Source organism: Lysinibacillus sp. COL-1 (assembly GCF_059814265.1).
This window is the reverse complement of record NZ_JCAWSJ010000004.1, coordinates 1,299,778-1,326,199: the sequence shown is the minus strand read 5'-3', so window position 1 is coordinate 1,326,199 and position 26,422 is coordinate 1,299,778. Positions and strand designations below refer to the sequence as shown.

Genomic DNA, 26,422 nt, shown 5'->3' with positions numbered 1-26,422 from the left:
AAAATGAGCCTTTATACAACAAAAAGCTAGAATTTGCGCTTACCCATGAACAATGCTACATCACGCAATTTTTTCTTTACGGGATGTTTTGGTAAAGCATCAATTTCCTGTAAGGCCTTTTTCAAATATTTATCACTCATACGATTAGCTTGCTCAATTGCATGAGATTTACGCACATATTGCAACATATTTTGACGTTCCGGTTCTGTTAATGTGCCTGCAAATACTTTGACTAAGTATGGCTGCATCTCTGGCTCATCTTTCAGCAATAGAATCGGTAATGTAATATTGCCCTGCAATAAATCACTACCTGCAGGCTTCCCTAGCTCCTTATCTGTTGCCATGATATCTAACACATCATCGATAATTTGGAAGCTCATGCCTACAAAGTAGCCGAAGCGTTTTAAATGTCGCACTGTTTTAGCATCAACACCTGCCGCTACAGCACCTAGCTCACAGCTTGAGGAAATAAGTAATGCTGTTTTGCGTTTGATTCTTCTAAAATAATCTTTCAAGCCTTGATCTAATCTAAATTTATCTTCAATTTGAATGACTTCACCGTTACAAATCTCTACCATGGTACGGGCTAAAATTTGATGAACAAGCGGGTCTTCCAGCTTTGTAATATATTCTAGTGCACGTGCAAAAATAAAATCGCCCGTGTACATTGCTACTCTGTTATTCCATTGTGATTTGACAGTCGGGCGTCCTCTTCGCATATTGGAATCATCAATGACATCATCATGCACAAGTGATGCCATATGAATGAGTTCTAATGGCACTGCTACATCCTTCATCTTCTCAATGTCATAATCGCCAAATTTTGCACCTAGTAACACAAAAATTGGTCGTATCCGTTTGCCACCAGCTTGTAATAAATGGAGAGAAGCATCGTTGATCAAATATGAAGACGAGTCCACCGCTTTTTCTAACTCTCGTTCAATGATATCGATATCTGATTTCAAATCGGAATAGAGTAGTTTTAACTTCATCTTTTCCACGTGTGAAAACCTTCCCCCATTAACGTACCTTTTTAAAGCCCATATGCATTGCCGCAGCCCCGCCACTGTATGCTTTGTACGTTACTTTTTCTAATCCTGCCTGCTCAAACAATGCCGCTAACTTCTTCATACCTGGGAAATCATTCGCAGATTCCTGAAGCCAAGAATATTCCTTATAGCTTTTCGCAAATATTTTACCAAATATCGGCATTATATATTTAAAATAAAAACGGAACAGTTGACGATAACCAGGAATTTCAGATTGAGATGTTTCTAAACATACCACCATACCACCTGGTTTTACGACACGATGCATTTCCTTCAAGACTTGTAAATAATCAGGTACATTGCGAAGACCAAAGCCAATCGTCACATAATCAAACGTATCATCTGGAAAAGGTAACTCCATCGCGTTTCCATGAATTAGTTCTATTTGCGGGTATGACTGCACCTTTTGTTCGCCAACTTTCAGCATGTTTTGACTAAAGTCGAGACCTTTAACTTCTCCACTTTCACCTACTGCTTCTGCCAAAGCGATTGTCCAGTCTGCCGTGCCACAGCATACATCCAGCGCTTTTGTTCCAGGTTTTACAGCCATATGCTTCATCGTATCGTTACGCCAGCCAACATGCATCTGGAAACTAATTACACCATTCATTTTGTCGTAGTTGTCCGAAATACTCTCAAATACTTCGTGAACGTGTTCTTCTTTCGTTTTAGCCATTTTGAAAAACCTCTCTTATCCGTTAGTAGAAGCAATGGATGCCTCTACGTGTGCATGTAAAGCTTGTTTGATATCACTTTGTAAAAAAGTTGAATGATTGATGATCTGTGATAGCTCTGTTTTTAAATGCACAATTTTTTCCTGGATGACGCTATTAAAGGTTGCGCCATTTTGTCTGACACTTGCTTCAAGTGCCTTACCCATTAAAGACATTTGCCCACGCTGATAAGCCGCCCATTCTCTTTCTAAACGCAAGATTAATAAGCTTTTTTCTATAAGCGGTATATAGTCACTGAAAGAATAAAGACCGAAAAATTGAGCAATTAATCCCGCTTCAATATTACACAACGACGCATACCATTGCTCGATTGTTCGTTGCTCTGCTTCATACACTTTAATCTGGTGTTCACAACGAGCCACTATACCTTGTGACAAATTTCGGATCAATGCGACATTTCCTGACATCGCTAATATTTCATAATAACGACCACTATAAAAATCTCCAGCTAAAACGGTAAGCTGCTGTTCTTTTGATGTTGCATCTATTTCTTTTATATGATCGTGAGCCGCTAATGCTGCGTATACAATGCCAACAGTAATTGCAGCCTCTTGTTGCTCTTGTTGCCACTCTTCACCATTCAAAAAAGGGATTAACAAATAAAACAATTGATTTTCATCTATCACAGGAACTCCTGTGTATTTTTGCAAAGTTCTATGACGAACATCCATGAAAATCTCTGTTTTTAACTGTGCAATTGAATTTTGAATGTATGTTGCATTCATAGACCTTACTCCATTTCACTTTCAGATACGCTAGTCCTATCTAAGACTTAACGCTTGCTTACTGAGTCATTATAGCATATGCAACGATGTGGAATAAAAAAAATTTGCTTTCTTCATAGGACAGGCAGTAAAGCATTCCCATTATTTGATGCGGGAATACTAACTGCCCAGAAACCTCATACTCAGTTTTTCACAATGATTGTTTTTCTATGTGCCTGTCATACTTAAAACAGGGCAAAACCTATCGAAAGAACTCTTTATTATTTTTTTGCTTCGCTATTGATCACACCATGTGCTGTATGAATTTGTGCTTTACCACGTATTTTCATGGCAGATGTGTGTTCTGTAAATTGAGCAATCATTACTTCGCCGGCATCTAGCTTTTCTGAATGATGGAATTTTGTATCTGTTCCACGAGTTAAACCAATGACATGGACACCATCTTCTTCTGCTTGAATAACAATATAATCTTGTGACATCTTTGTACACTCCTTAAATCCGACAAATTCTTAGTACATCATAACATAATTAGACATGCAATTTAAGACATTTGAATAAATGACAGTACTTCTCTTCGTTTCACTTCATCTTCTTCGTAAATACCACGAGCAACAGATGTTACCGTTTTGGAACCCGGTTTTTTTAGTCCTCGCATTGTCATGCACATATGCTCAGCCTCAATGACCACATAAACGCCTTTTGGTGCAAGCATCTCCATAATTGTTTCCGCTACTGAAGAGGTAATACGCTCTTGCAATTGCGGTCTGCGGGCAATCGTTTCCACTGCTCGTCCAAGTTTACTAAGGCCAGCTACAACGCCGTCATTTGGTATGTATGCGACATGTGCTTTGCCATAGAAAGGTACTAGATGATGCTCACACATCGAATAAAAAGGAATATCTTTGACAAGCACTAATTCTTCATGATCCTCATGAAACACCGTTTTAAAATAATCTTTTGCATCCTCATGCAAGCCGCTAAACATCTCAGCATACATTTTTGCTACACGTTTTGGTGTATCCAATAAACCTTCGCGATTTACGTCTTCACCTACCGCCTCTAAAATCATTTTTACTGCTTCTTCTATTTTTAATAAATCAATATTCGACATCCGAAAAACCCTCCTGCGTATCAAAACATTACACATTTCCCTATGCATCGTAGCACATCCAAAAGGGAAGCGCAAAATGACTTACCTGATTCATTAGAAATTCATTTCTAGCTCAGCAAATTCCCGTATTAATGTTATGTAAAATGAATTTTAACGTTAAAAAGAGCAGCCTTCATGTTCGTTAACATGAAGACTGCTCTATGTAACTACTAGACGTGTATTATTTTACCGCGTCTTTAAGCGCTTTACCTGGTTTGAAAGCAGGCACCTTGCTAGCAGCGATTTCGATTTCTTTACCAGTTTGTGGGTTACGACCTTTACGAGCCGCACGTTCACGTACTTCAAAGTTACCAAAACCAATTAATTGTACTTTGTCACCCTTTGCAAGAGCATCTTGAATTGTATCAAATACAGCTTCAACTGCTTTAGAAGCGTCTTTTTTAGAAAGACCTGCAGCTTCAGCAACAGAGTTTACTAATTCTGTTTTATTCACACCATTCACCTCCTCTCAAAGGGTCATGAACCAATTCTGTAAAAAGAGTAACACATAGAAAACCGCTACGCAACTGTATTCATACATGATTATAACCAAAAAATCAGTTTTTCACCCAAAAAACAAAAATAAAAGGACTTTTCGCATAAAAACGAAAAGCCCTTCACCTATTTTTCGTACTTTTTTTTGATTTTTATCACTATAAAATAAATGTCACTAAACCTCGATCACCTTCGTTGACCATACGTTCAATCGTTTGACGCATACGTTTTTTAGCAGTAGATGGAACTGCATCCATTTTATAGCGTATTCCTTCTTTTAATACTTCGTGTAGTGGCGTTCCAAAAAGCTGTGTATTCCATAATGCATCACGATCATGTAAATAAGCATGATTTAAATCTTTTAGCAGTTGCTGACTATGGAATTCCGAACCGATTAACGGTGCAAACTCAGATTCCATATCTACACGGATAATATGGTAAGATGGCGCCTTTGCTTTCATTCGTACACCAAAGAAATTATTTTGCTTAATGAGCTCTGGTGCTGTTGGCTCAAATTCTTGCATCATCGGCAATGTCACACCATAACCTGACGTATCAGCATCATGAATCGCACTTTTGAAGCGTTTTTGGGCTTCTTTTGCCTCTGCCGCCTCTTTAATAAAGAGCAGCCAATCCTTTTTCGTTTCAATCGGCTCTTCTAGCCATTCATTACAAACCGATTTGTACAATTCGCCCTGTAGGGATACACGAATTACCGCCGTTCCCACACCAGCATCTACATGAACGACTTCACTTTGATCGATAAAATCAATGGCTTTAAAGGCATCTGACGCCTGTTGCACATCCCGAATTTTCATTACAGAAGAGAGTACTTCCTCCATGGAATCAATCAAGGCAACATTTAATGGGTGTGTAGCATCTAAAACGTCCAGCCAATCTGGTTTTTCCACCTCAATTGTACGGATAGGAAACTCAAATAACGCCTCTTGTAAAATATATTGAATATCCGTTTCCCTCATTTGGTCAATCGCCATGGCAATAACAGGCACATTGTAACGTTCAAACAATTCATTGCGAAGCTGAACCGTTTCCTCTCTCGCTGGCATTTGGCAATTCAGAAGGATGACAAAAGGCTTGCCGATTTCTTTTAACTGTTCAACAATTTCCTCTTCTGCCTTCTCTGCGGCACGGCGACTGATTCCGTTAACGGTACCATCAGTCGTAACAACAATACCGATATTCGCATGGTCACGAATCACCTTATCTGTGCCAATTTTAGCGGCTTCCTGAAATGGAATTGGCTCTGTATGCCAAGGCGTATGAACATATTTAGGACCGTTTTCATCTTCATAGCCCTTTGTCCCATCAATAATATAACCAACACAATCTGCTAAACGAATTTGGAATGGCATCTCATCTTCGCCGACCACAATACGGGTTGCTTGAGCAGGCACAAACTTCGGCTCAGCAGTCATAATGACAGGCCCCGGAGAACTTTGTGGCAACTCATCTTGTGCTCGCATTCTTTCTGTTTCATCCACAATATTTGGTAACACGACTGATTCCATTACCTTTTTTACAAATGTTGATTTACCTACACGTACTGGACCGACAACACCAATATAAACATCGCCATTTGTGCGCTCTGCAATTTCTCTAAATACTGCTTCACTCAAGGTTTCTGCCTCCTTTATCTACGCTTTTTCACTATATGCAAGCTTGTAGACAAATATGAAAAAGCCCCTCACAAATGTAAGGAGCTTTGTTTCTTATTCTTCTTTTTTCTCAGCGGCTTCTGCCTCTTGTTTTTGTCGTTCTTTCGCCTTTTGGACATCTACACTATACGTTTCCATATCATAAATTGGCTCACCATTATCATCCACTGTATAGGGAACAGAATAAGCAGGCACTACAGGATATTTGTCGACAAGTAACTGACGAATATCATCACCAGGTTTGACATCAGGCTTGTCTTCTTTTAAAAGTTGTCCTAAATCCACAGAATAATCCACATGCAATTCACCGTCACCTGTCATAAAGAGCGGTAATTCGACGCCAGAATAAGGACTTTTCACTGTCACATCTGTTTTATAGCCCAAATCTTTATAATTAATTTGATAAACATTATCGGACATTGAACCTTTGATTGGCAAATACTGTGTAGATAGTTTACGAATACCTATTTCACGTATACGCTCAGCCGCATTTAAATCTACTAATTTGACCGTCGCTTGATCTTCAGGATCCCAAATAATATATTGATATATACCGCCTTTTTCATAGGCATTACCAGGAATTGTCGTCAAATACTTCGGCATAAGCTTTTCAAAGTCGATTAAGTATTTGATATAAATGTCTGTATCAAGTTCACTATTTTTAATTGGTACTAGCCCACCAGTTGCTTCGCGGTATTCATTCACGGCACGTTGAACTGCAGCTAACTGGTCGACATCAGGCGTGACCTTTGCCCTTTTTTCGTCTTCTGGGTACGCACACCCTACTAACAGTATGGCAGTTGCAAATACCAACAGAAAAGCACTTAGTTTTTTCATGTTACTGAACACCTCATTAATTTTTTATGCTGGCCATGTGGCAACTATTAGTACCATTAAAAATGTGCCAAGTCCAAACAGTATGTATGCACATAAATTTACGATTGTTCGTAAAAATACATTTGAAATCTTATTCCGAGCTAAATAAATTAAGCCGACTGATATTATCATAAAGCCTATACAATAAAACGACACCCACATTACATCCAGTGCAGGCATATGAGCTAACGGGCCCATTTCAAATAACCACCTTTCGTTCAATGTCAAGAAACAATCAAAGTATATTATACTATGTGCCTTCGCTAAAAAGAAATAGTTGTCCCATAACTATCAAGAAATGGACAACTCTTTTACAGTGCTTGCACTATTCAACTAATAGCACACAATAAGGCGTCTCAACAGATTCGTTGAGACACCTTATTTATGTCCGTTTTATGACAGATTTAATCAAAAAATTAATATTAATGCTTCATATCATCTATTTCTCGTTTTTTCATACGCATCATTAATGCGTCAACCGCCACTTTCGGTTCAACATCATTAAATAGAACACTATAAAGCTCTGTGGAAATCGGCATAGCCACACCATACTTTTCTGCTAATTGATAGGCTGCCTTTGTGGTACGTACACCTTCTACAACCATGCCCATTTGATCTAACACTTCTTGTAGCTTCATCCCTTGCCCTAGCATATTCCCAGCTCGCCAGTTTCGGGAGTGAACGCTTGTACAGGTTACAATTAAATCTCCCATGCCTGTAAGCCCTGAGAAGGTAAATGGATTACCGCCCATTTTTACACCTAAACGTGTAATCTCCGCAAGTCCTCGTGTAATAAGTGCTGCTTTCGCGTTATCACCATAATTCAAGCCATCTGTAATACCTGCAGCTAATGCAATGACATTTTTCAGTGCCCCACCAATTTCTACACCGATCACATCATCGTTTGTGTAAACACGGAAAAATTGATTCATAAATAAATCCTGAACTTTTTCAGCAGCGTCTATGTTAGCACAAGCAGCAGTAACCGTTGTCGGGTGGTGCAGCACAACTTCCTCGGCATGACTTGGTCCGGAAAGAACGACAATTTCTTCCACATTTTCAGCTGGCAAACTTTCCGCTAAAATTTCAGAAATTCGTTTTAATGAATCTGGCTCAATCCCTTTAGAAACATGGACAAATAACACTTTTCTAGCTAGTTTAGCCGTTAATTTCTCACAAACTTCTCGAATAGCTTTCGTAGGAACAGCCACAACAATAGTCTCTGCATGCGTAGCTGCCATTGCTATATCACTCGTCGCATGTAAATTTGCAGGCAGAACGGTCTCTGGTAAATATTTTTTATTCGTATGCAGATGGTTGATTTCTTCTGCCTGATTAGCTCTATGTGTCCATACAAGCGTATCATGTCCATTTTCCGCTAGTACCATCGCCAGTGCAGTACCCCATGAGCCTGCCCCTAACACACAAACTTTTTCCATAAAAAATCCTCCCTTTGTTGGGTTGTCTATAATAATTTCTGTTCTTGTAAAAAGACGCCACCCAACAAATATGTCGGGTTGGCGTATTGTATGTGTATAGCTAGTACCTTAAGCACGAGCACGTGTAATTAAACGAATTGGTGTTCCTTCAAAGTCAAATGTTTCACGAATTCGATTTTCTAAGAAACGTTCGTATGAAAAATGCATCAGCTCAGGCTCATTCACGAACACAACAAATGTCGGTGGCTTAATCGCAACCTGAGTAGCATAGTAAATACGTAAACGACGACCTTTATCCGTCGGCGCAGGATTACGTGCCACGGAATCCTCAATCACTTCATTTAAGATAGAAGACTGAATACGCATCGCATGATTTTCACTTACACGTTGAATAATCGGTAAAATTTGATGCACACGCTGCTTTGTATTAGCCGATACAAAAATAATCGGGGCATAATCTAAAAATAGGAAATGCTCACGAATTTGCTGTGTAAAGACATTCATCGTTTTTTCGTCTTTTTCAATGGCATCCCATTTATTCACTACGATCACAACAGCTTTTCCAGCTTCATGTGCATAGCCTGCAATTTTTTTATCCTGCTCCTGAATACCCTCTTCTGCATTCATTACCACTAAAACAACGTCTGAGCGTTCAATGGCACGTAGCGCACGTAAAACCGAGTATTTCTCAGTGGTTTCATAGATTTTCCCTTTTTTACGCATGCCGGCTGTATCAATAATGACATATTCCTGATCGTCATACTCATATGGCGTATCAATAGCATCACGTGTTGTCCCCGCAATATTACTAACGATAACGCGTTCTTGCCCTAAGAAAGCATTTACTAATGAAGATTTCCCAACATTCGGACGACCAATTAAAGAGAATTTAATCACATCATCTCCATATTGTTCTTCATCTTCTTTCGGGAAATGCTTTGCACATTCGTCTAATAAATCCCCTAAACCTAAGCCATGCGAACCAGAAATCGGCCAAGGCTCTCCGAAGCCAAGTGCATAAAAATCATAAATCATTTCACGCATATCAGGATTATCAATTTTATTGACTGCTAATACGACTGGTTTTTTTGTTTTGTATAAAATTTTAGCAACTTGCTCATCTGCTGCCGTTACCCCTTCACGACCATTAGTCATAAAAATAATAACGTCCGCTTCATCAATGGCGATTTCAGCTTGTTGACGAATTTGCTCTAAAAACGGCTCGTCTCCAATTTCAATCCCACCTGTATCAATAATATTAAAATCGTGTGTTAACCACTCTGCCGAACTATAAATACGATCACGCGTTACGCCTGGGATATCCTCCACAATCGAAACACGCTCTCCAACGATACGATTAAAAATCGTCGACTTACCTACGTTCGGACGACCTACGATGGCTACTACTGGTTTCGTCATCTGTACTTCATCCTTCCAACTTCTTGTCTTTCGCTATTATACACGAAAAATGCCATTATATCATATCATATCCATAATGTAGAACGCTATGTATGGCAATAACGAGACGTTTGATTAATTTTATTTGATTCTATCCTCGGATTTTTGAGTTTTATCCTTCGATTTGAAGATTCTATCCATCTCTTTATAAGTTCTATCCTTCGATTTGAAGGTTCTATCCACTGCTTTTTCAATTCTATCCCTCGATTTGAAAATTCTATCCACCACTTTATGTACTAGCCTTCGATTCGAGGTTTCTATCCTGCGCTTTCTCTGTTCTATCCTTCAATTTAAAGATTTTATCCAACACTTTATAAGTTCTATCCTTCGATTTGAAGTTTTTATCCGCCTCTTTATGAGTTAGCCTTCGATTTGAGCATTCTCTCCACCGCTTTTTCAATTCTATCCCTCGATCTGAAAGTTCTATCCACCGCTTTTTCAATTCTATCCCTCAATCTAAGAATTCTTTCCACCGCTTTCAAAATACTATCCCGCAACCTGAAGATTCTATCCGCATCGTCAACATAAAAAAGCGAGGATGCTTATGCATCCTCGCTCCATACATTATTATTTAAAGTTTTTTAGTTGATCGCCAATCACATCGCCAAATGAGAAACCTGTGTTTTCTTCAGGTAATTCATAGTCGATCACTTCTTCTGCTTCGGGATTTTCCAGTAATTCTTTAATGCTTAGCGCTAAGCGGCCTTCTTCAGCATTGACATCAAGCACTTTTACTTGTACTTCTTGTCCCTCTTTTAACGCTTCATGTGGCGTGTTAATATGCTTATGTGCGATTTGTGAAATATGCACTAAGCCTTCCACACCTGGGAATACTTCCACAAATGCACCAAATGAAGTAAGACGCTTCACTCGACCATCTAAAATAGTGCCTTTCGCTGCACGCTCTTCGATACTTGACCAAGGTCCTGGCATCGTTTCTTTGATGGATAATGAAATACGTTCATTTTCTGGGTCCACTGACAGAACTTTTACTTTGACGTCTTGTCCTTCAGCTAAAACCTCGCTCACATCATTCACATGCTCATGTGACACTTGTGAAATGTGTACAAGGCCATCAATACCGCCAAGGTCGATAAATGCACCAAATGATGCTAAACGCTGTACTTTACCATCTAATACCTCGCCAGCTTTAATTTGATTGATGACATTTTTCTTTTGAGAAGCTTTTTCCGCTTCTACTACTGCACGGTGTGATAAGATAAGGCGATTTTTGTCCTTATCCAGCTCAACAATTTTGAAGCTTAATGTTTTGCCTTTATAGCCTTCAAAATCATCAACAAAGTAGTCTTCTACAAGGGATGCTGGTACAAAGCCACGTACACCTAAATCTACGACAAGACCACCTTTAACAATATCCTTTACTTCCGCTTCGAAAATTTCCTCTGCGGCAAATTGCTGCTCAAGTGTATCCCATGCTTTTAAAGCATCAACTTTACGTTTTGATAAGACAAAGTTCTCTTCTTCAACCTTTGTAATCATCAACTCTAATTCATCCCCTACAGAGATGACATCAGAAGCTTTCTCAATGTGTAAGCTTGATAATTCACTAATCGGTACAATTCCATCAAACGGTGCACCTGGAATTGACACAGATACTGCCTTTTCATCAACTTGCGCTGCAATACCTTTGACGATATCACCTTCGTTAAACGTTTGTTCTGCATAGTTCATTTCTTCAGACATATGTAACCCTCCTTCGCATCTTCCCTTACTATTTTATTCGATATTGAAGACAAAGACAAAAATAAATCCTTTAAATTCTAAAAATGTCTGAAATTTTAGGATTTATAGCATTTTTTCTTCTGCTAATTTTAAAATAGCTTGTGCTGCATCATCAATGGATAATGCTGTCGTATCTAAAAATAGGGCATCTTCCGCTTGAATCAGTGGCGATGCTTCACGCTCACTATCTTTTTTATCACGGAGCGCAATTTCTTCTTGAAGTTTTTCAAGAGAGGAGTCAATTCCTCTTTTTTGATTATCAATCAATCGACGTCTAGCACGTTCTTCTACTGTTGCAGACATAAAAATCTTAAGCTCTGCATGTTTTAATACATGTGTCGCAATATCACGACCATCCATAACAACTCCACCATTAGCTGCCAGCTTTTGCTGTTGCGCAACCAATAGCTCACGAACTTTCGCATGGGCAGCAACTTGAGAAACGGATGAAGTGACTTCATTTGAGCGTATTTCCGCTGTCACATCGTGACCATCTAAAAAGACTAGCTGTCCTTGTTGGGATGGTTTCAATTCGATTGTGCTAGCCGCTAGCATCTCTGCTAATTTTGCTTCATCATTTAAATGTATGTTTTGTTGCATCGCTTTATACGTAACTGCTCGATACATTGCACCTGTGTCAATATAAGTAAATCCAAGTGCTTCTGCAACAATTTTCGCGATTGTACTTTTACCAGCACCAGCCGGTCCGTCTATCGCAATTTGAATGTTTTTTTTCATATTCTTCCCTACTTTCTATCGCTTTTTATTGTACCATATAACCTAAAAAAAGCCCTCTGCTAGGAGAGGGCTAAATAAAAATATTCATCATGAACATCAAACATTAAATGGATTCAATTCCTTACGACGATTGACTAATTGACGCTCAAAGCAAAAACGCACAATATGCTGTTGGTCGACGTCATCTGTATCCGTTAGCTGGATTGTCGCAATGCGTTTACCCTCTTTTTCAAAAATGCGCACGACGGTAGCTTCTGTAATAACGTATTTGACTTCTCCATTAGTAAACGGCAATGCGATCGTTAATTTTACCTCATCATCATCTTTGAAAGCTACTGTTCCCTTCAAGATGATTGCCAAGCCTCCTGCGCTAATATCTGCTGACACAAGTTGATATTTATGATCCTTGAATTGGACCGCTACATCCACTGGTGTTTCCACTCGGACATATTCTCGTCGTTGAATTTTTATAAATTCCTCCGGCTTTGGACAATGCAACATAATCATCGGTATATTACCTGCTTTACGACCAATGACCTCTGTTTTAAAAGCAAAGGAATGTTTATCTTCGGTTCGAAAAGTCGCTCTAAATTCTGAGCCATCTATTAAAAACGCCGTTTTCTTCGTTGCCGTATTAACTGGATAGTCGATATAAAGAATATTGTCTTGCTGCTCTACCACTTTACATTGGAATTTCTCCACACGCTCAGTATAAGTAGGTTCAAGTTGTAATTGTGTACCAATTTTTATTTCCATGAGCATCTCCCCGTACGAAAATTATAGTTTAATTATCTCATGAGATGTTTATTTTGGCTATAAAAATTGGTAGTATTTTCTTATTACTAAGTGAGATATTCTACTTTTAATACGTTGTGATTTTCCGCATCAATAACGATTCGGAATGTTTCTTGTGTATTTCCGTCACGTAATGCAATGACCTCATAGCAAAGACGTTGTTCAAATTGTCCATTGTCTGTATAAATATTTTTTACTTCTTGTACTTGAATATCGTCCTGGAAGAACGTTTTCCAATCAATAGGCTTAGCGGTTTGCGGTTTGATATTCTCTTCTTGAATATATTCCATCGCATTAGCACCTAATAGCTCACCTGTATCTTTCGCTAATTTTAATTGCACACCGTCAGCATAAATTAACGCATTATCGCCAGGATTTACACGGGCAAATGTCACATGCCATGCTTGGTGGTTTTCACGTGATTCCACATAGGCTACATCCTTCATGCCTAATTTCTTAACATAATCTTGTGCCTTTTTAAGAACTTCTTCTTGTGATAGCTTAGCTTCATCAACAGGTCGTTCTACTAAATAGGATAATAAATGGCCACCCTTTTCTGTTAAATCAACATACCCTAGACGTATCCCTTGGTGGAATTGGATATGATAGAAAGGATATGGTGCTGTATCACTACTTTTTGTGACAGTGAATGTAGCATCTTTAATGACTGGGAATAAATATTTCACTTTTTCTAGTGCTTCTTTTTCGGTAATAACGGCATCCTGCAATGCCTTTAACTCAATTTTTTTCTGCCAATCAGATTCAGATAAAGTTAATGGGAAATCCTTTTCACCGTAGCCTTTTAACGTATCTTTCACAGTATCAAATTGTGTATTTGGATTTTTATTATCTACTTGCTGTAGCCAAATATCCATTTTTCCATCATGCTTATAAAAATCAACGGTTGCAGCTGTCCATTCATCAGAAAGAGACTGTAAATTGGTTGACACCTGTGGCATCTTTTCACGCCAAGCATCATAATCACCTGTTTTTGCTGTTCTTTTAGCTTCATCGCCAAGTCGCCCTAAGTAATTCATCCATTGATTCGATAATTCTTGTCCAATAGGAATATTTGCAATAGAAGAACGAACTTCTGAGCTTAAACGCCAAACTGAGTCTAGCTCATTGTGAATCGCCTGCTCGTCTTGAAACAAGAGGGATTGCGATACTGAACGCTGAAGATGGGACAGTTTTTCAGAAGCATCTGTTAACTTATCTGTATACTGTGCGAGCACGGTACGTTGTAAATCTTCTTTATCTCCATGTAAATTAATACTATATGCTCCTAATCCAATGACAGCGATTGTTAAGACCACGAGCCAAGTTTTCATCTATGTTCCTCCTTCCTATGAACAGAAAATATGCTCTCCTATTTGTTTAATTTGTGGGCGTGACCAAATCCATTTACTTGTTGCTGTTTTAGGATTGAAATAATACAATGCATTTTCAGATGGGTCCCAGCCGTTCATAGCATCAATAACAGCTTCTTTTGCACGTTCATTTGGTTCTAGCCAAATTTGACCATCTGCTACTGCTGTAAACGCTAACGGTTGGAAGATAATACCTGAAATAGTATTCGGGAAATCTGGGCTTTCCAAGCGGTTCAAAATAACGGCCGCTACTGCTACTTGCCCCTCATAAGGTTCTCCCCTAGCTTCTCCATAAACGGCATTGGCTATTAATTGTAAATCTCGTTCCGTATATTTTGGTGGAACCTGTGTCTGTGTACCATTCTTATTGCTACTTCCACTGCTATTACCACCGCCAGTGCCTTTTTTCACTTGTTGATCAAGTGGCTTACCGCCATAGTAAGTAAATTGATTTCCTGCATTTAATTGTGCCTTAACCCATTTTTCATCATAATCAGAATTGCCTGCTAATGCTTTTTTTGTCTTAGTGCCAGCAATCCCGTCTACTGGTAAACCATAATTCTCTTGGAAATTACGCAAAGCCCAGTATGTGTTATAGCCAAATTTGCCATCAATTTTACTCTTATAAAAACCTAAGTATTGTAGCCTAGCCTGTAATTCAATAACATCATCTCCATAGGCACCACGAGTAATTTGCTGATCGCTAAATGCATTGGCATCATTTTGAGGAATCGCAATTATACTAATTCCTAATATCAAAGCAAAAAGTATGCTTACTAAACGCACTTTTATCACTCCTTTTTTTTATAGCTTGAAACAAAAGGAGTAATTTATACATGCTAAAACAGAAATAAAGCGTAGAAATCTTTGACGATTTCTACGCTTTAAATTTTCTTTTGCATATGGAGATGTTGTACCAGATGGTAATGAGCAAGTTTTACTTTGCGCAAGCCAAACCACCATAAAAACAACATAAAAGGTATCATTAAATAAACCCAGTGACCTTTGAATGATAATATTGTATTGTATAGAATGTGAAGTACAACTGGTGCACAGAGCGCCATAGCAATCATTTCTTTCGTCTTAACAAGCTTTGAAAACTTAGCCCGTCCATAATAATAGCCCATTACGACACCAAACAATGCATGGCTCGATACTGGTAATAAGGCTCGCATGAATGCCGTGTCCAAGCCAAAGGACAGTAAATAGAGAACATTTTCAATCGTAGCAAAACCAAGTGATATGCTGGCACCATATAATATCCCATCGTATGGGTCATCAAATTCTACATGATTATAGATTGCAATTAATAGCACAAACCATTTAAAAAACTCTTCAATGACACTAGAAAAAAGAACGTCTTGAAGATAAAGATATCGAAAAACCCCTTCCTCTGTTAATACATACTGTAAAAACATGATTGGGAACGTTAAGAATGCACCGTATAAAAACGTTTGTAGTAAAGTTCTTCTTGGCTCCGTAGCCATCTGATTGCGCAAATAGAAATAACTAAAAAGCGCTAGACCGGGAGCAATGGCAGCAGATAATAAAATGATCATGATGCCGGCTCCTTTCAACAATTAGACTGCTATTATTATACCATGTAATGACAAAAAAACTTTTTAAAAGGAGATTTTATTTTTTATGAAAAAAACAATTTTATTAATTCATACTGGCGGCACAATCTCCATGGCTATGAGTGCTGAAGGAGCAGTCATGCCGAATGAAGAAAATCCCCTTATGAAGGAAAGTAATAAACTAGCTTCACTTGCAAGCATCATCGAAATAGAAGCTTTTAACCTTCCTTCTCCACATATCACACCGAAGGAAATGCTACAATTGCGCAACGTGATTATGGAGCAAATGACAGCACAGCCAATCGATGGTGTTGTCATCACACATGGTACGGATACTTTAGAAGAAACTGCCTATTTCTTAGAGCTAACAACGAACTTAGACATCCCCATTGTACTGACAGGTGCCATGCGCTCTTCTAACGAACTAGGGGCAGATGGCATTTATAATTTAGTGGAAGCAGTCCGAGTAGCCGTCGATGAAGAAGCACGTAATAAAGGGGTACTTGTTGTCATGAATGATGAGGTTCATCTTGCTGTTAACACAACTAAAACAAGCACGAGCTCAGTGAATACTTTCCAATCTCCACAGTATGGGCCGATTGGATTAATTACAAAATCACGTATCCTATTCCATCATGCACCCATTCGTCGACAATATGTAGATGTTAACAATTTATCCAAGCGCGTGGCGATGTTAAAAGTGTATGCTGGAATGGAGGAAGATTTACTAGATATCGTGCTTGCATGCAAATATGATGGCGTCGTACTGGAAGGACTAGGTCAAGGGAATGTCCCTCCATCTGTAGTAAAAGGAATTGAAAGCCTTTTACAGCGAGACATTCCAGTAGTGCTCGTATCCCGCTGCTTCAATGGGATTGCAGAGGGTGTTTATGGCTACATTGGTGGAGGGAAAATGCTGGAAGACTTAGGTGCAATTTTCGCCACAGGTATTAATGGCCAAAAGGCACGCTTAAAATTGTTAATAGGTCTAAACACTACAGGCACGCCTATTAACTTAAAGGACTTTTTCCTGTAAAGGCAATATATTTTTAGCTGGTACTTTGCTCTGCCGCTATCACTTGTTCATAGTAGTACAATATTTCACGAAGACGAGCTAAGGCTTCGTCGAAATCTGGTTGTATTACGGAAAATTGAATGAATCCCCTTTGTTGTAAATAATGACTTTCACCATGAACCAATAGCCCATTTAATGCTAGATCAATGGGTAGGTTAGAATAAGTACTTGGCAATCGAACAGTTACAAGCATTGGATAGTGGACTGTTCGGTATTGATATTGCATGATGGGAAGCTGCAGCAGTGCCTGAAAGCGTTGCTGCAGCTGCTCATAGCGTGCTGGATAGGCTTGTAATGCCACCTCAACATTACCCAATAACATTGCAGGTAGTGTAAATGGTATGGCACCTTGCTGATAATTTGCTAAATCAAGATAAGCAGGTAATGTAGCAGCTGGTGGTACAAGGGATTGTGAAAACACAAATGCTAGCCCGCTTAACGCACCGATGGCTTTGCCACTCACTGCTGTAGCCAAATAACAGTCTTGTAAAGAAAATGGCATGGCACCAAACGTACTGATACTATCTATACATAGCTTTACATGGTATTGCTTAGCTAGCTCACTCAAATGCTCTAAATCATTACAAGTCCCTGTGGAAGTCTCACCATGCACTGCTAGCATCCACTGATAAGCCCCCGTTTCAAGCAGTGACGCCACCTCATCTCCATCAAACGCTGTCCCCCAGTCTTTCTCCACTACATCAAACGATAATGACCAGCGAGTAGCTTGCTTCCGTAAACGTTCGCCAAATTCACCATTTGTTAAAATAAGCCCTTTCCCTAATTGTTGCGCCTTTAATTGGGCCAGCATCACTTCATTTGCCAATGTTCCCGTACCAACGATTACACCAATATAATTGGCATTCGATAAATGCAGTAGCTTTTTTTGCACTCGTTCATAAAGTGCATAAAATGGTAACGATCGGTGCGATAAATCTGAATAATTACTCATCTCCAATTGCTTCACAGGTCCTGGATAAAATGTAAACTGTTCCGTCGCTAGTCTATGTTGTAATGATTGTTCAAATTCATGTCTTGTTAGCACCATCGGTAAAAATATTGCATCTTTTGCTCCTACAGCTGGTGCAAATTGTTTAAAGCCCATCTGCTTATACAGCTTTTCTTCTCTTGTTGTCCCTGAAATTACTGCTGCTGTATAGCCTTTTTCGTAGGCAAAGGTAGTTAAAGCTTGTGTAAGTTTCAATAGTACCCGCCCCGTTCGATAACCCTTTTTCACTGAAAGTAATCGAATTTCGCAAGGTTTCACACAATTTTCTTTAGGTAAATATCCCTCAATCTCGCCAATTTTTTCATCAATCGAGAACGGTCGTTGATCTCTAAACGCGACCATTCCAATTAATTCTGTTTCCTTATACACAACGACATATGTATTCTCCTGATGAAATCGATCAACTTTTATTCTTGTCGAATTCGCTTCATGCTGTGGAATCTCTTCAACAAATGTTTCATAATTCAATCGAGCGATAGCCTCAAACTCGGCATTTGTTTGGGCAATTTTACACCAATACATCTCTTCACTTCCTTCTTTTTAACGATTCCTGAATATTAGACATATGCTTGATGAGCATGCACATGATTGCTATAATGAGCAGTCCATACGGCTCTAATTTCCCCGCCTGAATAATAGCTCCTATATAGAAAATAAAGCCTCCAACCATACTAAGTGTCAAACTTCGTATAAAGCCAAGTGAAAGCATAGTACCAATAATCATCCATAAAAATAGGCTCGGTGATAAGGCGATTCCAACACCGATAAAAGTAGCCACACCTTTTCCGCCATTAAATTTCAACCAGATAGGAAATAAATGTCCGGCTATTACCCATGCAGCTCCACCAATCATGACCCATTCTTCTAATTGCCACAAATACCCTAACCAAACGACTAGTACTCCTTTCAGTGCATCACCAAGAAAAGTCCAAACAAAGGCCGCTTTTCCAATAACACTTCCTGCATTACGTGCGCCCAAGTTTTTACTACGCTCTGCCTGCAAATTGACACCATACACCTTACCAACGAAATAAGCTGTCATGAAGTTTCCCATTAAATAGCTAAGGGCCCAATACAACCCAATCAATGTGATTCCTCCTTACTAAAAAGGCTGTATAAGCTAGATGCCTATACAGCCTCGGTCATTATTTTTTTCTTTGCTCAATAATTCGAGCAATACATTCACCATGGAAACGCCCATTTTCGATAAAAATTTCATTGGCATTATTCCCTGCGGCAATAACTCCCGCAATGAATAAGCCCTCGACATTAGTTTCCATCGTTTCTGGCGTAACAAAAGGACGCCCTGTTTCTTCATCAATCTCAACGCCCATCGCTTTGACAAAAGTGTGATCTGGATGGTAGCCAGTCATAGCAAAAACGAAATCATTTTTTACTACTTGCTCTTGCCCAGCTACTTCTAAAACCACTTCATGCTCACGAATTTCTAGCACATTCGTATTAAAACGCATGTCAACTTCTCCCGTTTTGACTACCCCTTCAAATTCAGGTAAGACCCACGGTTTGATGCTTGAAGAATATTCACTACCACGATAGACAACTGTTACACGAGCGCCTGCTTTATTTAATTCCAACGCAGCATCTATAGCTGAATTTTTGCCACCAATAACAAGTACATCCGTATCAAAAAATTCATGTCCCTCTTTAAAGTAATGGAATACTTTGGGTAACTGTTCACCCTTAATATTTATATAATTCGGGTGATCGTAATAGCCCGTTGCAATTACTACATACGGCGTTTCATACGTATCTTTATCAGATGTGACAGTGAACACATCGTTATTTTTCACAACACTTTGCACTTTTTCAAAGCGATTTACTTGTATATTTTTCAAGCGGACAACCTCTCGATAGTAAACAAGTGCTTGGTTTCGTTTTGGTTTACGGCCTTCAATAATAAAAGGTACGTCACCAATAGCTAAACGTTCACTTGTACTGAAAAAAGTTTGATGTGTAGGATAGTGATAGATGGCATTCACGATATTGCCCTTTTCGATCACAATAGGTTGTAATCCAATATTTTGCAAAGCTATTGCTGCTGCTAAGCCACATGGGCCACCTCCAACAATAATTGCATCTGCTTGCTGCATTTCTTGACACTCCAATCGAATTTGAACAGCATTAGTTGCTGCTTCATGCTTTCACATAATTATAGAATAGACGATACCTTTTTATTATACGCCTTCTCACAAGAATTGGTTGGTTATTTACTCGAAATATCAATGTCAATAATATGACATTGAGGTTTTGCGCCAAGTCGAAAAGGCACTAATGTCGTGCCATAGCCATTACTTACTAAGGTCATGACACCATCACGCTGTCGATAGGAACCGTTGGGATGAACACCATAAGGACCGAATCGAATCTGCCCCCCATGTAAATGTCCCCCCATCATTAAATCTGCTCGGAACTTTGCTCGAACTTTGGCAAAAACACCTGGGTTATGTGCAATGAAAACAACTAAATCCTGCTCTCCTACCTTTTCAAAGGCCTTTTCAAAGCTATATTCTTTCACTGTTGTATCTTCAATTGCACTTAACCAAAAACGATTTTTTACAGGAAGTAGCACAGCATCATTGACAATGATTTGAACCTGATAGGCCTGTAAAATGTCCTTTAGCCTTTCTTCTCCAATTTCTCTGTCATTATTGCCCCACACAAAATAGATTGGTGCGATAGACTTTAATAAAGTCAAATTTTCATGAATCCGTTCAATAGGTGTGCGGCTATCTGCAAAGTCACCACCAATAATCACAGCATCAAAATGTCCCTCTAATTGTGCAATCATTTTTTTATTTATTTTACGTAAATGTACATCTGAAATAAAAAATAATCGTACCTGTTCCTGTTCACCGTATAATGAAAGCTGGTGATGTAATACATTATTTTCATGCGCTACCTTCCACATATAAAGTAGAAAGGCGATGACAACTAAAAGAAATAGCCCTATATATAGCATTTCCTCACTTCTCCTTACGACAGCAAAAAGGCGATTCATTTCTTAAGAAGAATCGCCTTTTCGCTAAATCAGACGTACGTTTTGGTGTGAACGTTTGTCTGTTATTTTATACTAGAAAAACTATATAACCATTAAAAAATCTTATTAAGGTAGCCTAATTACTTGCCCAACCCTGACCGTATTTGAAGACATACCATTGAAAGCACGAATTTTAGCTAATGTCGCCTCACTACCATCGCCATAATGATTCAATGCGATTCGGTATAAGTTCTCATTCGCTTTGACAGTATGTGTAGTGGCTTTAGCATTTTGTTTCGCTTCTTCGGCTTTTTTCGCCTCTTCTGCTTTTCTTGCTGCCTCTGCCTGTTGTTGTGCTATTCTAGCTTCTTCGGCTTTTTTCGCTTCCTCAGCTTTTTTTGCTTCTTCAGCTTTTTTCGCTTCTTCCGCAGCCTTTTGTTCAGCTGCTAATTTGTCTGCATCTTTTTGAGATTGCTCCTGTGCTTTTTTATCTCCTTGATCGTCTTGTCCCTTACCTTTATCTTTCTCTTTATCAGATGCAGATGACTCGGAAGGATCTAATTCGACGACCTGTTCTGCTGTATCTTTTTCAGCTTGTTCAATCGTTTTTCCTGGCTCATAAAATTTCCAAAAATAAATAAGAATTGTTAATGGAATTAGGATAAAAATAACAAACAAAATCGTCATTAACGGTGTTTTCCGTCTTGTATTTTTTGGCTTTTTATTTTTATTGCCATTTTTATTCATTCTGGAAACTCTTGATAAGGATTGCTGTTCATTTTGTTCATCTTCAAATGATTGACGATGTTCTTCTATTTTATCGCGATAATCTTCTTTATTCATTCGCCTTTCCCCCAACCTTACTACGCTTTCTATCATGTCTATTATGACGAATTTTACGAAAAAAGTAAATGACCGTCAGTTTTAGTCTAAATACCCATTAAAAGTTGCTGCAATCGACTTTCCCACGAAACCATTTCAATTTTCTTATCTTCTTGTAAGCGTGTTTTCTTGATTTCATCATAATGGATTCCACAATTTTCACAACAGTTTTCCGGCTTTTTCTGCAATTTTTGCCCAAAATACCCGACTAAATGTTCACGAATACAGTCTTTTGTCTGAATGATTTTTAGCATTTCGTTCACCGCACTGTATTTCTCTAGGGCTAAATGATTTAATCGAGCCTTCACTTGTTCACTAGATTCTTGTTGCACCCAATAATCCAGCACACGAAAAGCTGTCTCGCTCAGCTCACCATTTTTCAGCATCTGTGTTGGCTGTATTTGCTGGGAAAGCAGCTCCTGATAGCGATCAACATGGTGTGGTGTCGGCAAATCACCTGTCACTACAAATTTCGCTAGCTCTTCATCCCCTTCACTATACAGCAAAATGGCAAGTGCAGACTGACCATCACGCCCTGCACGACCTATTTCCTGCATATAATTCGCTATGTTGGCAGGCATCGATTCATGTATAACCTGACGTATATTAAGTTTATTGATGCCCATACCAAAAGCATTCGTGGCGACTATCCAATCCAGTTCACCATCTATAAACTGCTGCTGAATAAACTGACGGTCTTCTGCTCCATAGCCTGCATGGTATGCTGCGGTGCGAATACCTGCTTGTAAAAGGGCTTCACTATATTGCTGCGCACGTTTGCGTGAAGATACATACAAAATACCTGGTCCTGCTGTTTCTTTAATATGCTGCATGAGCCACCTAGCTTTATCAGCCTTATCCTCTACTATTATACGACCTAAATGAATATTTGCGCGGTCAACATTATACATAAATTCAAATGGCGTCTTGAGTGATAGGGTCTCACGTATATCTCGAACGACCTTATCCGTTGCTGTGGCGGATAGCGCCAATATTGGCGGGCGATTTCCCCTCGAAAACCATTCACCAATTCGTAAATAATCCGGTCGAAAATCAAAGCCCCATTGTGATATACAGTGCGCTTCATCCACTACGATTAAGCCAAGCTTCATTTGCGCTAATTTCTCTTGTACCTGCTGCTGTAATAACATTTCTGGTGAGGTAAAGATAAACCGATACTGCTCTAGATAATGTAGTACATAGCGTTTTTCTGTTTGGGATAAAAAAGAATTTAAAGCGATCACTCTCTTTTCTCCAAAACGCTTCAGCTCTTCTACCTGATCCTGCATTAATGAAAGCAATGGTGACACAATTAAGACAGGCTTTTCTAATATATAGGCTGGAAGCTGGTAGCAGAGTGATTTCCCCATTCCTGTCGGCAATAAGGCAATAACGTCTTGCTCTTGCAGCAAAGCTTCAATGACTTCTTTCTGCCCTGGTCGAAATGATGAATAACCAAAATGCTTGTGCAATAATTGTTCAAGTTCCATTTAAACTTCTCCTTTCGCAAGGACAAGCCTTAATTGAAAATAACTCATGTCCTCTAATGCTCCATGTAATATTTTCAATTTTTTTGTTTGATATTGCTTGGATACCTGCCAAACTTTTTGTGCTTCTTCATATGAGACGAATGGTCCAATAGAAAAGTTCGGTTCATACATGGCTAATTCTACAAAATGATCCTCAATTGTACTTTGTTTTAATTTTCGCTTTTGTACAATTTCCTCCATTGAATAGCCTTGCTCATATAACTGTGCTGTTTGCTGGGCAGAATCAGTTAATAAAATTGTCACTTTTAACCCTTCAGCCACTCGACCAAGCAGTGGGTAATCATTTAATTTTTGTTGCACTTCATTTAATAATATATGTAGTGTTTCTATAAATGCTAATTGACTATCTAACACGTTCTCCTTCCGTTCAAATGCAAGCTGTTGCCAAGTCCAGCCTGGTAATCGATAACCACTGAGGCGGTAAAGAACAAGCTGTTTGTTGGCATCTGAAACAGGGATCGTTTGGAGTACATTTGTACATTCTACCACTAATTGTTGCTGCAAATGACCCTCCTTGTAATGATGCTCCTGTAAAAAAGAGCGCACCCATGCTTGAATTACTGGATCCCTACTGATTGGTGAAAAAGAACGAACTGTTGCAGTTTGATGTGACAAGCTTTGGACAAGGAGAGAAAGCCTTGCATAAAAAACATGCTCATTCCCTCGATAATGCCAACCATCAAAGAAAAAGGTCGGTGTTTGCTGTGCACGCTGCAATCCTAGCTTTTCCATGTAAAAATGACCGGATTCCTGCACGTTTAACCAACTATATTGCATAAATAAGGTAACCGCCTCGTCAAATGTGGCACGAGGTAGTTTCGGCAACAGACCAAAATATGGATGCAACTGAAAAAGACCAATATCTTGAATTGTCTGGCCTGAACGCTTTCCTCTTAGGACATGATAGGCTGCCGAAATTGTCCGCTCCTTATGGAGTTTTTGAAAGATTTGCAATAAAATTTGATGAAACATTGACGCAAATTCCTCCAATTTAATAGTATTTAAGTTGAAATGTAAGATAAACATCTTTAAAATGAGTATGAAGCTTTGTAGGAACATCGTTAAAGGAGAGAAAAAAATGGCTAAATACACAATAGTTGATAAAGATACATGCATCGCCTGTGGCGCATGTGGAGCCGCAGCGCCAGACATTTATGATTATGATGATGAAGGGATTGCCTTCGTTATTTTAGATGATAACATGGGAACTGCTGAAGTACCAGAAGATCTATTAGAAGATATGCAAGATGCTTTTGAAGGTTGTCCAACAGACTCCATCAAAGTAGCCGACGAAACTTTCGATGGCGATTCATTAAAATTCGAATAGTCTTCAAGTAAATGTATACCCTAAAAGGCATCCTACTTTGGGTGCCTTCTTATGTGTATTAAATATTTGCATCAAGAGATAATCATATGGTCTATTGCTATACATACCAATCTATTGGAGGAATGATAATGTTTAAGCAGCTACAAGTTGAACATAGTTTATTTCTTATTAATCAAGACCATATGAATTTATTTAAAAATCTTGCTGCTAAATGGCAACCAGTTTTTCCAGATGTTTGTGCTAAATGTTTGAATACACTAGATTCATGGGCCATCGTGTTAAATAACTGGGTTTTCTTAAAATCTCAGTTCAACGATGAACTCATTCTCAATCCTTCTAAAGCAATTAACTATTCCATCAATACATTTTTAATAGACGAGCTCAAAAAGATTCAAATAATTCAAAAAACAAAGGGATTTGAGAATGATGATTTACAGTATTTTGTCGCTTTCCAATTAGCAAATGCAATAGACCTGTGGGTGTACAATACGCTTGAAAAAAGCTCTGAAGCTGATTTATTACTCCCTCAACACTTAAAACCATATTTTCTCGCTCATTTAGAGGATGATTTTCAAACAGACAATGCTACATTCCACCGAGATCAAACAAGAGCAATCAAAATACTAGCTCAAGTCATTCGCTCACAAAATAGCTTTAGAATCACCGTCAGCAGTGCTGTTAATCGAGCAGTATATCTGTATGAACAGCATGGTAACAAATAAAATAGGACTACCTTTAATTCGTCTCTCATAAGAAAGAGATGAATTTTTTTTGCTTATGAAACGACTTCTCTTTTCATCTTGTTATTGCAACGATATTTTATGTATGATAAGATTTTAGTAGTTGGTACTAATAACAGATATTATCTCGCAAAGGAGTTCTTTATAATGATGGATAATTTATTACAATTAAAAGATAAAAACATTGTAGTTATGGGTGTAGCAAATGATCGTAGTATTGCTTGGGGCATTGCGAAACGCTTATTTGACGTAGGTGCAAATGTTATTTTCACCTATCGACAAGAACGCTCATTAAAGAAATTACAAAAGCAATTAGACACAATTGGCCATTCTGATTCACTCATCGTGCAATGCGATGTAAATAGTGATGACAGTACAAAAGCGGCTTTCGATGAAATCGGCTCAAAGGTTGGCGTTATTCATGGTATTGTGCATTCAGTAGCTTTTGCCCACGCCGAAGACTTACACAACCGCTTCCTTGAAACAACTCGTGAAGGCTATGCATTTGCACAAGATACAAGTGCTTATTCACTTATTTCAACAGCAAAAGCAGCTCATCCGTATATGACAGAAGGTGGCTCTATTGTCACGATGAGTTACTTAGGGGCTGAACGTGTGCTTGATGGCTATAATGTTATGGGTGTAGCAAAAGCTGCATTAGAGGCTTCCATGCGCTATCTTGCTGCTGATATTGGTCAGGATAATATTCGTGTCAATGCCATTTCAGCTGGAGCTATTCGTACACTTGCTGCAAAAGGTGTACCTTCTTTTAATACCATTTTACACAAAATTGAAGAAACAGCTCCATTAAAACGGAATGTTCAACAAGACGAAGTAGCCGATATGACGATTGTTATGCTATCTCACCTATCACGTGGTGTAACTGGTGAAACAATTTACATCGACGCTGGCTACAATATTATGGGTTAACTATATAGCGAGACAGGCAAGCCTCTGAGCGGTAGCGTAGGAAACAGCTCAGCGCTCGCCCACAGGAAAGCAAGTAGCCTCCAACG

Annotated in this window: 28 protein-coding genes; 4 read left to right on the top strand and 24 right to left on the bottom strand. The window is 38.8% G+C overall.

The annotated features are described in order from the left end of the window. Positions 1–26: 26 nt before the first annotated feature. From hepT to prsW, 17 genes are all read right to left on the bottom strand, one after another. On the bottom strand, positions 27–1,001 hold the full coding sequence (gene hepT / locus AC6BKE_RS14735; RefSeq protein ID WP_036126761.1) for a heptaprenyl diphosphate synthase component II: 975 nt from the start codon (positions 999–1,001) through the stop codon (positions 27–29). Between the two features lie 19 nt (positions 1,002–1,020). Beyond that, entirely contained in the window at positions 1,021–1,725 is a 705-nt protein-coding gene (locus AC6BKE_RS14730) for a demethylmenaquinone methyltransferase (protein WP_036126763.1), read from the bottom strand. A gap of 15 nt (positions 1,726–1,740) precedes the next feature. Further along, positions 1,741–2,508, bottom strand: a complete 768-nt coding sequence (locus AC6BKE_RS14725) for a heptaprenyl diphosphate synthase component 1 (protein WP_036126766.1) — start codon at positions 2,506–2,508, stop codon at positions 1,741–1,743. A gap of 260 nt (positions 2,509–2,768) precedes the next feature. Continuing rightward, a complete protein-coding gene (gene mtrB, locus AC6BKE_RS14720; RefSeq protein ID WP_004232621.1) occupies positions 2,769–2,987 on the bottom strand; it encodes a trp RNA-binding attenuation protein MtrB in 219 nt (72 codons plus the stop codon). A 62-nt stretch (positions 2,988–3,049) separates the two neighbouring features. Continuing rightward, a complete protein-coding gene (folE, locus tag AC6BKE_RS14715; RefSeq protein WP_036126769.1) occupies positions 3,050–3,619 on the bottom strand; it encodes a GTP cyclohydrolase I FolE in 570 nt (189 codons plus the stop codon). Positions 3,620–3,839: 220 nt separating this feature from the next. Continuing rightward, positions 3,840–4,112, bottom strand: coding sequence for a non-specific DNA-binding protein Hbs (hbs, locus tag AC6BKE_RS14710; protein ID WP_004232618.1), 273 nt, complete (start codon positions 4,110–4,112; stop codon positions 3,840–3,842). 199 nt (positions 4,113–4,311) lie between these two features. Continuing rightward, positions 4,312–5,790 (bottom strand): stage IV sporulation protein A, encoded by a 1,479-nt coding sequence (spoIVA, locus tag AC6BKE_RS14705; protein ID WP_036126772.1) that lies wholly within the window; start codon positions 5,788–5,790, stop codon positions 4,312–4,314. A 93-nt stretch (positions 5,791–5,883) separates the two neighbouring features. Continuing rightward, positions 5,884–6,666 carry a YphF family lipoprotein gene (locus tag AC6BKE_RS14700; protein ID WP_058844244.1) on the bottom strand — a complete coding sequence of 261 codons (783 nt, stop codon included), beginning with the start codon at positions 6,664–6,666 and terminating at the stop codon, positions 5,884–5,886. A gap of 24 nt (positions 6,667–6,690) precedes the next feature. Beyond that, positions 6,691–6,903: a DUF2768 domain-containing protein gene (locus tag AC6BKE_RS14695; protein WP_008180416.1), complete on the bottom strand. Its 213-nt coding sequence runs from the start codon at positions 6,901–6,903 to the stop codon at positions 6,691–6,693. 224 nt (positions 6,904–7,127) lie between these two features. Next, positions 7,128–8,144 carry an NAD(P)H-dependent glycerol-3-phosphate dehydrogenase gene (locus AC6BKE_RS14690; RefSeq protein WP_058844243.1) on the bottom strand — a complete coding sequence of 339 codons (1,017 nt, stop codon included), beginning with the start codon at positions 8,142–8,144 and terminating at the stop codon, positions 7,128–7,130. 108 nt (positions 8,145–8,252) lie between these two features. Continuing rightward, positions 8,253–9,563 carry a ribosome biogenesis GTPase Der gene (gene der / locus AC6BKE_RS14685; RefSeq protein WP_036126778.1) on the bottom strand — a complete coding sequence of 437 codons (1,311 nt, stop codon included), beginning with the start codon at positions 9,561–9,563 and terminating at the stop codon, positions 8,253–8,255. Between the two features lie 606 nt (positions 9,564–10,169). Further along, complete coding sequence (rpsA, locus tag AC6BKE_RS14680; protein ID WP_058844241.1) at positions 10,170–11,306, bottom strand: 30S ribosomal protein S1; 1,137 nt, start codon at positions 11,304–11,306, stop codon at positions 10,170–10,172. Between the two features lie 102 nt (positions 11,307–11,408). Then, positions 11,409–12,083 carry a (d)CMP kinase gene (cmk, locus tag AC6BKE_RS14675; protein WP_036126782.1) on the bottom strand — a complete coding sequence of 225 codons (675 nt, stop codon included), beginning with the start codon at positions 12,081–12,083 and terminating at the stop codon, positions 11,409–11,411. A gap of 96 nt (positions 12,084–12,179) precedes the next feature. Next, positions 12,180–12,839, bottom strand: a complete 660-nt coding sequence (locus tag AC6BKE_RS14670; RefSeq protein ID WP_058844239.1) for a flagellar brake protein — start codon at positions 12,837–12,839, stop codon at positions 12,180–12,182. Between the two features lie 86 nt (positions 12,840–12,925). Continuing rightward, positions 12,926–14,209, bottom strand: coding sequence for a PepSY1/2 domain-containing protein (locus AC6BKE_RS14665; RefSeq protein WP_036126787.1), 1,284 nt, complete (start codon positions 14,207–14,209; stop codon positions 12,926–12,928). 15 nt (positions 14,210–14,224) lie between these two features. Continuing rightward, the gene (gene sleB / locus AC6BKE_RS14660; RefSeq protein ID WP_036126789.1) at positions 14,225–15,034 is read right to left on the bottom strand and encodes a spore cortex-lytic enzyme; all 810 of its coding nucleotides are present in this window, start codon (positions 15,032–15,034) and stop codon (positions 14,225–14,227) included. Positions 15,035–15,132: 98 nt separating this feature from the next. Further along, positions 15,133–15,807, bottom strand: a complete 675-nt coding sequence (prsW, locus tag AC6BKE_RS14655) for a glutamic-type intramembrane protease PrsW (protein ID WP_036126792.1) — start codon at positions 15,805–15,807, stop codon at positions 15,133–15,135. Positions 15,808–15,892: 85 nt separating this feature from the next. On the opposite strand from prsW, the gene AC6BKE_RS14650 reads away from it, so the two are divergent. Beyond that, the gene (locus AC6BKE_RS14650; RefSeq protein WP_036126794.1) at positions 15,893–16,861 is read left to right on the top strand and encodes an asparaginase; all 969 of its coding nucleotides are present in this window, start codon (positions 15,893–15,895) and stop codon (positions 16,859–16,861) included. Between the two features lie 13 nt (positions 16,862–16,874). Here AC6BKE_RS14650 and AC6BKE_RS14645 read toward each other — a convergent pair whose 3' ends face one another. From AC6BKE_RS14645 to AC6BKE_RS14615, 7 genes are all read right to left on the bottom strand, one after another. Further along, positions 16,875–18,431, bottom strand: a complete 1,557-nt coding sequence (locus AC6BKE_RS14645) for an aminotransferase class V-fold PLP-dependent enzyme (protein WP_499857093.1) — start codon at positions 18,429–18,431, stop codon at positions 16,875–16,877. A 4-nt stretch (positions 18,432–18,435) separates the two neighbouring features. Then, entirely contained in the window at positions 18,436–18,996 is a 561-nt protein-coding gene (locus tag AC6BKE_RS14640; RefSeq protein ID WP_499857092.1) for a glycerol-3-phosphate acyltransferase, read from the bottom strand. 58 nt (positions 18,997–19,054) lie between these two features. Then, positions 19,055–20,020: a YpdA family putative bacillithiol disulfide reductase gene (locus tag AC6BKE_RS14635; RefSeq protein WP_036126799.1), complete on the bottom strand. Its 966-nt coding sequence runs from the start codon at positions 20,018–20,020 to the stop codon at positions 19,055–19,057. 113 nt (positions 20,021–20,133) lie between these two features. After that, a complete protein-coding gene (locus AC6BKE_RS14630; RefSeq protein WP_340810271.1) occupies positions 20,134–20,889 on the bottom strand; it encodes a metallophosphoesterase in 756 nt (251 codons plus the stop codon). Between the two features lie 144 nt (positions 20,890–21,033). Then, positions 21,034–21,750 (bottom strand): LysM peptidoglycan-binding domain-containing protein, encoded by a 717-nt coding sequence (locus AC6BKE_RS14625; RefSeq protein ID WP_036126804.1) that lies wholly within the window; start codon positions 21,748–21,750, stop codon positions 21,034–21,036. A gap of 86 nt (positions 21,751–21,836) precedes the next feature. Next, positions 21,837–23,279 carry a RecQ family ATP-dependent DNA helicase gene (locus AC6BKE_RS14620; RefSeq protein WP_499857091.1) on the bottom strand — a complete coding sequence of 481 codons (1,443 nt, stop codon included), beginning with the start codon at positions 23,277–23,279 and terminating at the stop codon, positions 21,837–21,839. Next, on the bottom strand, positions 23,280–24,311 hold the full coding sequence (locus tag AC6BKE_RS14615) for a YpbB family protein (RefSeq protein ID WP_058844235.1): 1,032 nt from the start codon (positions 24,309–24,311) through the stop codon (positions 23,280–23,282). Positions 24,312–24,417: 106 nt separating this feature from the next. Between AC6BKE_RS14615 and AC6BKE_RS14610 the strand changes: the two genes are divergently transcribed. The 3 genes from AC6BKE_RS14610 (at position 24,418) to fabI (ending at position 26,336) form a co-directional block, all read left to right on the top strand. After that, positions 24,418–24,666, top strand: coding sequence for a ferredoxin (locus tag AC6BKE_RS14610; protein WP_004232564.1), 249 nt, complete (start codon positions 24,418–24,420; stop codon positions 24,664–24,666). A gap of 128 nt (positions 24,667–24,794) precedes the next feature. Then, positions 24,795–25,388: a hypothetical protein gene (locus AC6BKE_RS14605; protein WP_058844234.1), complete on the top strand. Its 594-nt coding sequence runs from the start codon at positions 24,795–24,797 to the stop codon at positions 25,386–25,388. A gap of 165 nt (positions 25,389–25,553) precedes the next feature. Further along, positions 25,554–26,336 (top strand): enoyl-ACP reductase FabI, encoded by a 783-nt coding sequence (gene fabI / locus AC6BKE_RS14600; RefSeq protein ID WP_080717138.1) that lies wholly within the window; start codon positions 25,554–25,556, stop codon positions 26,334–26,336. The last annotated feature ends 86 nt before the right edge of the window (positions 26,337–26,422 follow it).

Excerpts from the sequence above, each read along its gene's own strand:
- AC6BKE_RS14730 (WP_036126763.1), bottom strand. The coding sequence starts at position 1,725 with ATGGCTAAAACGAAAGAAGAACACGTTCACGAAGTATTTGAGAGTATT.
- AC6BKE_RS14725 (WP_036126766.1), bottom strand. The coding sequence starts at position 2,508 with ATGAATGCAACATACATTCAAAATTCAATTGCACAGTTAAAAACAGAG.
- mtrB (WP_004232621.1), bottom strand. The coding sequence starts at position 2,987 with ATGTCACAAGATTATATTGTTATTCAAGCAGAAGAAGATGGTGTCCAT.
- folE (WP_036126769.1), bottom strand. The coding sequence starts at position 3,619 with ATGTCGAATATTGATTTATTAAAAATAGAAGAAGCAGTAAAAATGATT.
- AC6BKE_RS14700 (WP_058844244.1), bottom strand. The coding sequence starts at position 6,666 with ATGAAAAAACTAAGTGCTTTTCTGTTGGTATTTGCAACTGCCATACTG.
- AC6BKE_RS14695 (WP_008180416.1), bottom strand. The coding sequence starts at position 6,903 with ATGGGCCCGTTAGCTCATATGCCTGCACTGGATGTAATGTGGGTGTCG.
- AC6BKE_RS14690 (WP_058844243.1), bottom strand. The coding sequence starts at position 8,144 with ATGGAAAAAGTTTGTGTGTTAGGGGCAGGCTCATGGGGTACTGCACTG.
- der (WP_036126778.1), bottom strand. The coding sequence starts at position 9,563 with ATGACGAAACCAGTAGTAGCCATCGTAGGTCGTCCGAACGTAGGTAAG.
- rpsA (WP_058844241.1), bottom strand. The coding sequence starts at position 11,306 with ATGTCTGAAGAAATGAACTATGCAGAACAAACGTTTAACGAAGGTGAT.
- cmk (WP_036126782.1), bottom strand. The coding sequence starts at position 12,083 with ATGAAAAAAAACATTCAAATTGCGATAGACGGACCGGCTGGTGCTGGT.
- AC6BKE_RS14670 (WP_058844239.1), bottom strand. The coding sequence starts at position 12,839 with ATGGAAATAAAAATTGGTACACAATTACAACTTGAACCTACTTATACT.
- AC6BKE_RS14665 (WP_036126787.1), bottom strand. The coding sequence starts at position 14,209 with ATGAAAACTTGGCTCGTGGTCTTAACAATCGCTGTCATTGGATTAGGA.
- prsW (WP_036126792.1), bottom strand. The coding sequence starts at position 15,807 with ATGATCATTTTATTATCTGCTGCCATTGCTCCCGGTCTAGCGCTTTTT.
- AC6BKE_RS14650 (WP_036126794.1), top strand. The coding sequence starts at position 15,893 with ATGAAAAAAACAATTTTATTAATTCATACTGGCGGCACAATCTCCATG.
- AC6BKE_RS14645 (WP_499857093.1), bottom strand. The coding sequence starts at position 18,431 with ATGTATTGGTGTAAAATTGCCCAAACAAATGCCGAGTTTGAGGCTATC.
- AC6BKE_RS14635 (WP_036126799.1), bottom strand. The coding sequence starts at position 20,020 with ATGCAGCAAGCAGATGCAATTATTGTTGGAGGTGGCCCATGTGGCTTA.
- AC6BKE_RS14630 (WP_340810271.1), bottom strand. The coding sequence starts at position 20,889 with ATGCTATATATAGGGCTATTTCTTTTAGTTGTCATCGCCTTTCTACTT.
- AC6BKE_RS14625 (WP_036126804.1), bottom strand. The coding sequence starts at position 21,750 with ATGAATAAAGAAGATTATCGCGATAAAATAGAAGAACATCGTCAATCA.
- AC6BKE_RS14620 (WP_499857091.1), bottom strand. The coding sequence starts at position 23,279 with ATGGAACTTGAACAATTATTGCACAAGCATTTTGGTTATTCATCATTT.
- AC6BKE_RS14615 (WP_058844235.1), bottom strand. The coding sequence starts at position 24,311 with ATGTTTCATCAAATTTTATTGCAAATCTTTCAAAAACTCCATAAGGAG.
- AC6BKE_RS14610 (WP_004232564.1), top strand. The coding sequence starts at position 24,418 with ATGGCTAAATACACAATAGTTGATAAAGATACATGCATCGCCTGTGGC.
- AC6BKE_RS14605 (WP_058844234.1), top strand. The coding sequence starts at position 24,795 with ATGTTTAAGCAGCTACAAGTTGAACATAGTTTATTTCTTATTAATCAA.
- fabI (WP_080717138.1), top strand. The coding sequence starts at position 25,554 with ATGATGGATAATTTATTACAATTAAAAGATAAAAACATTGTAGTTATG.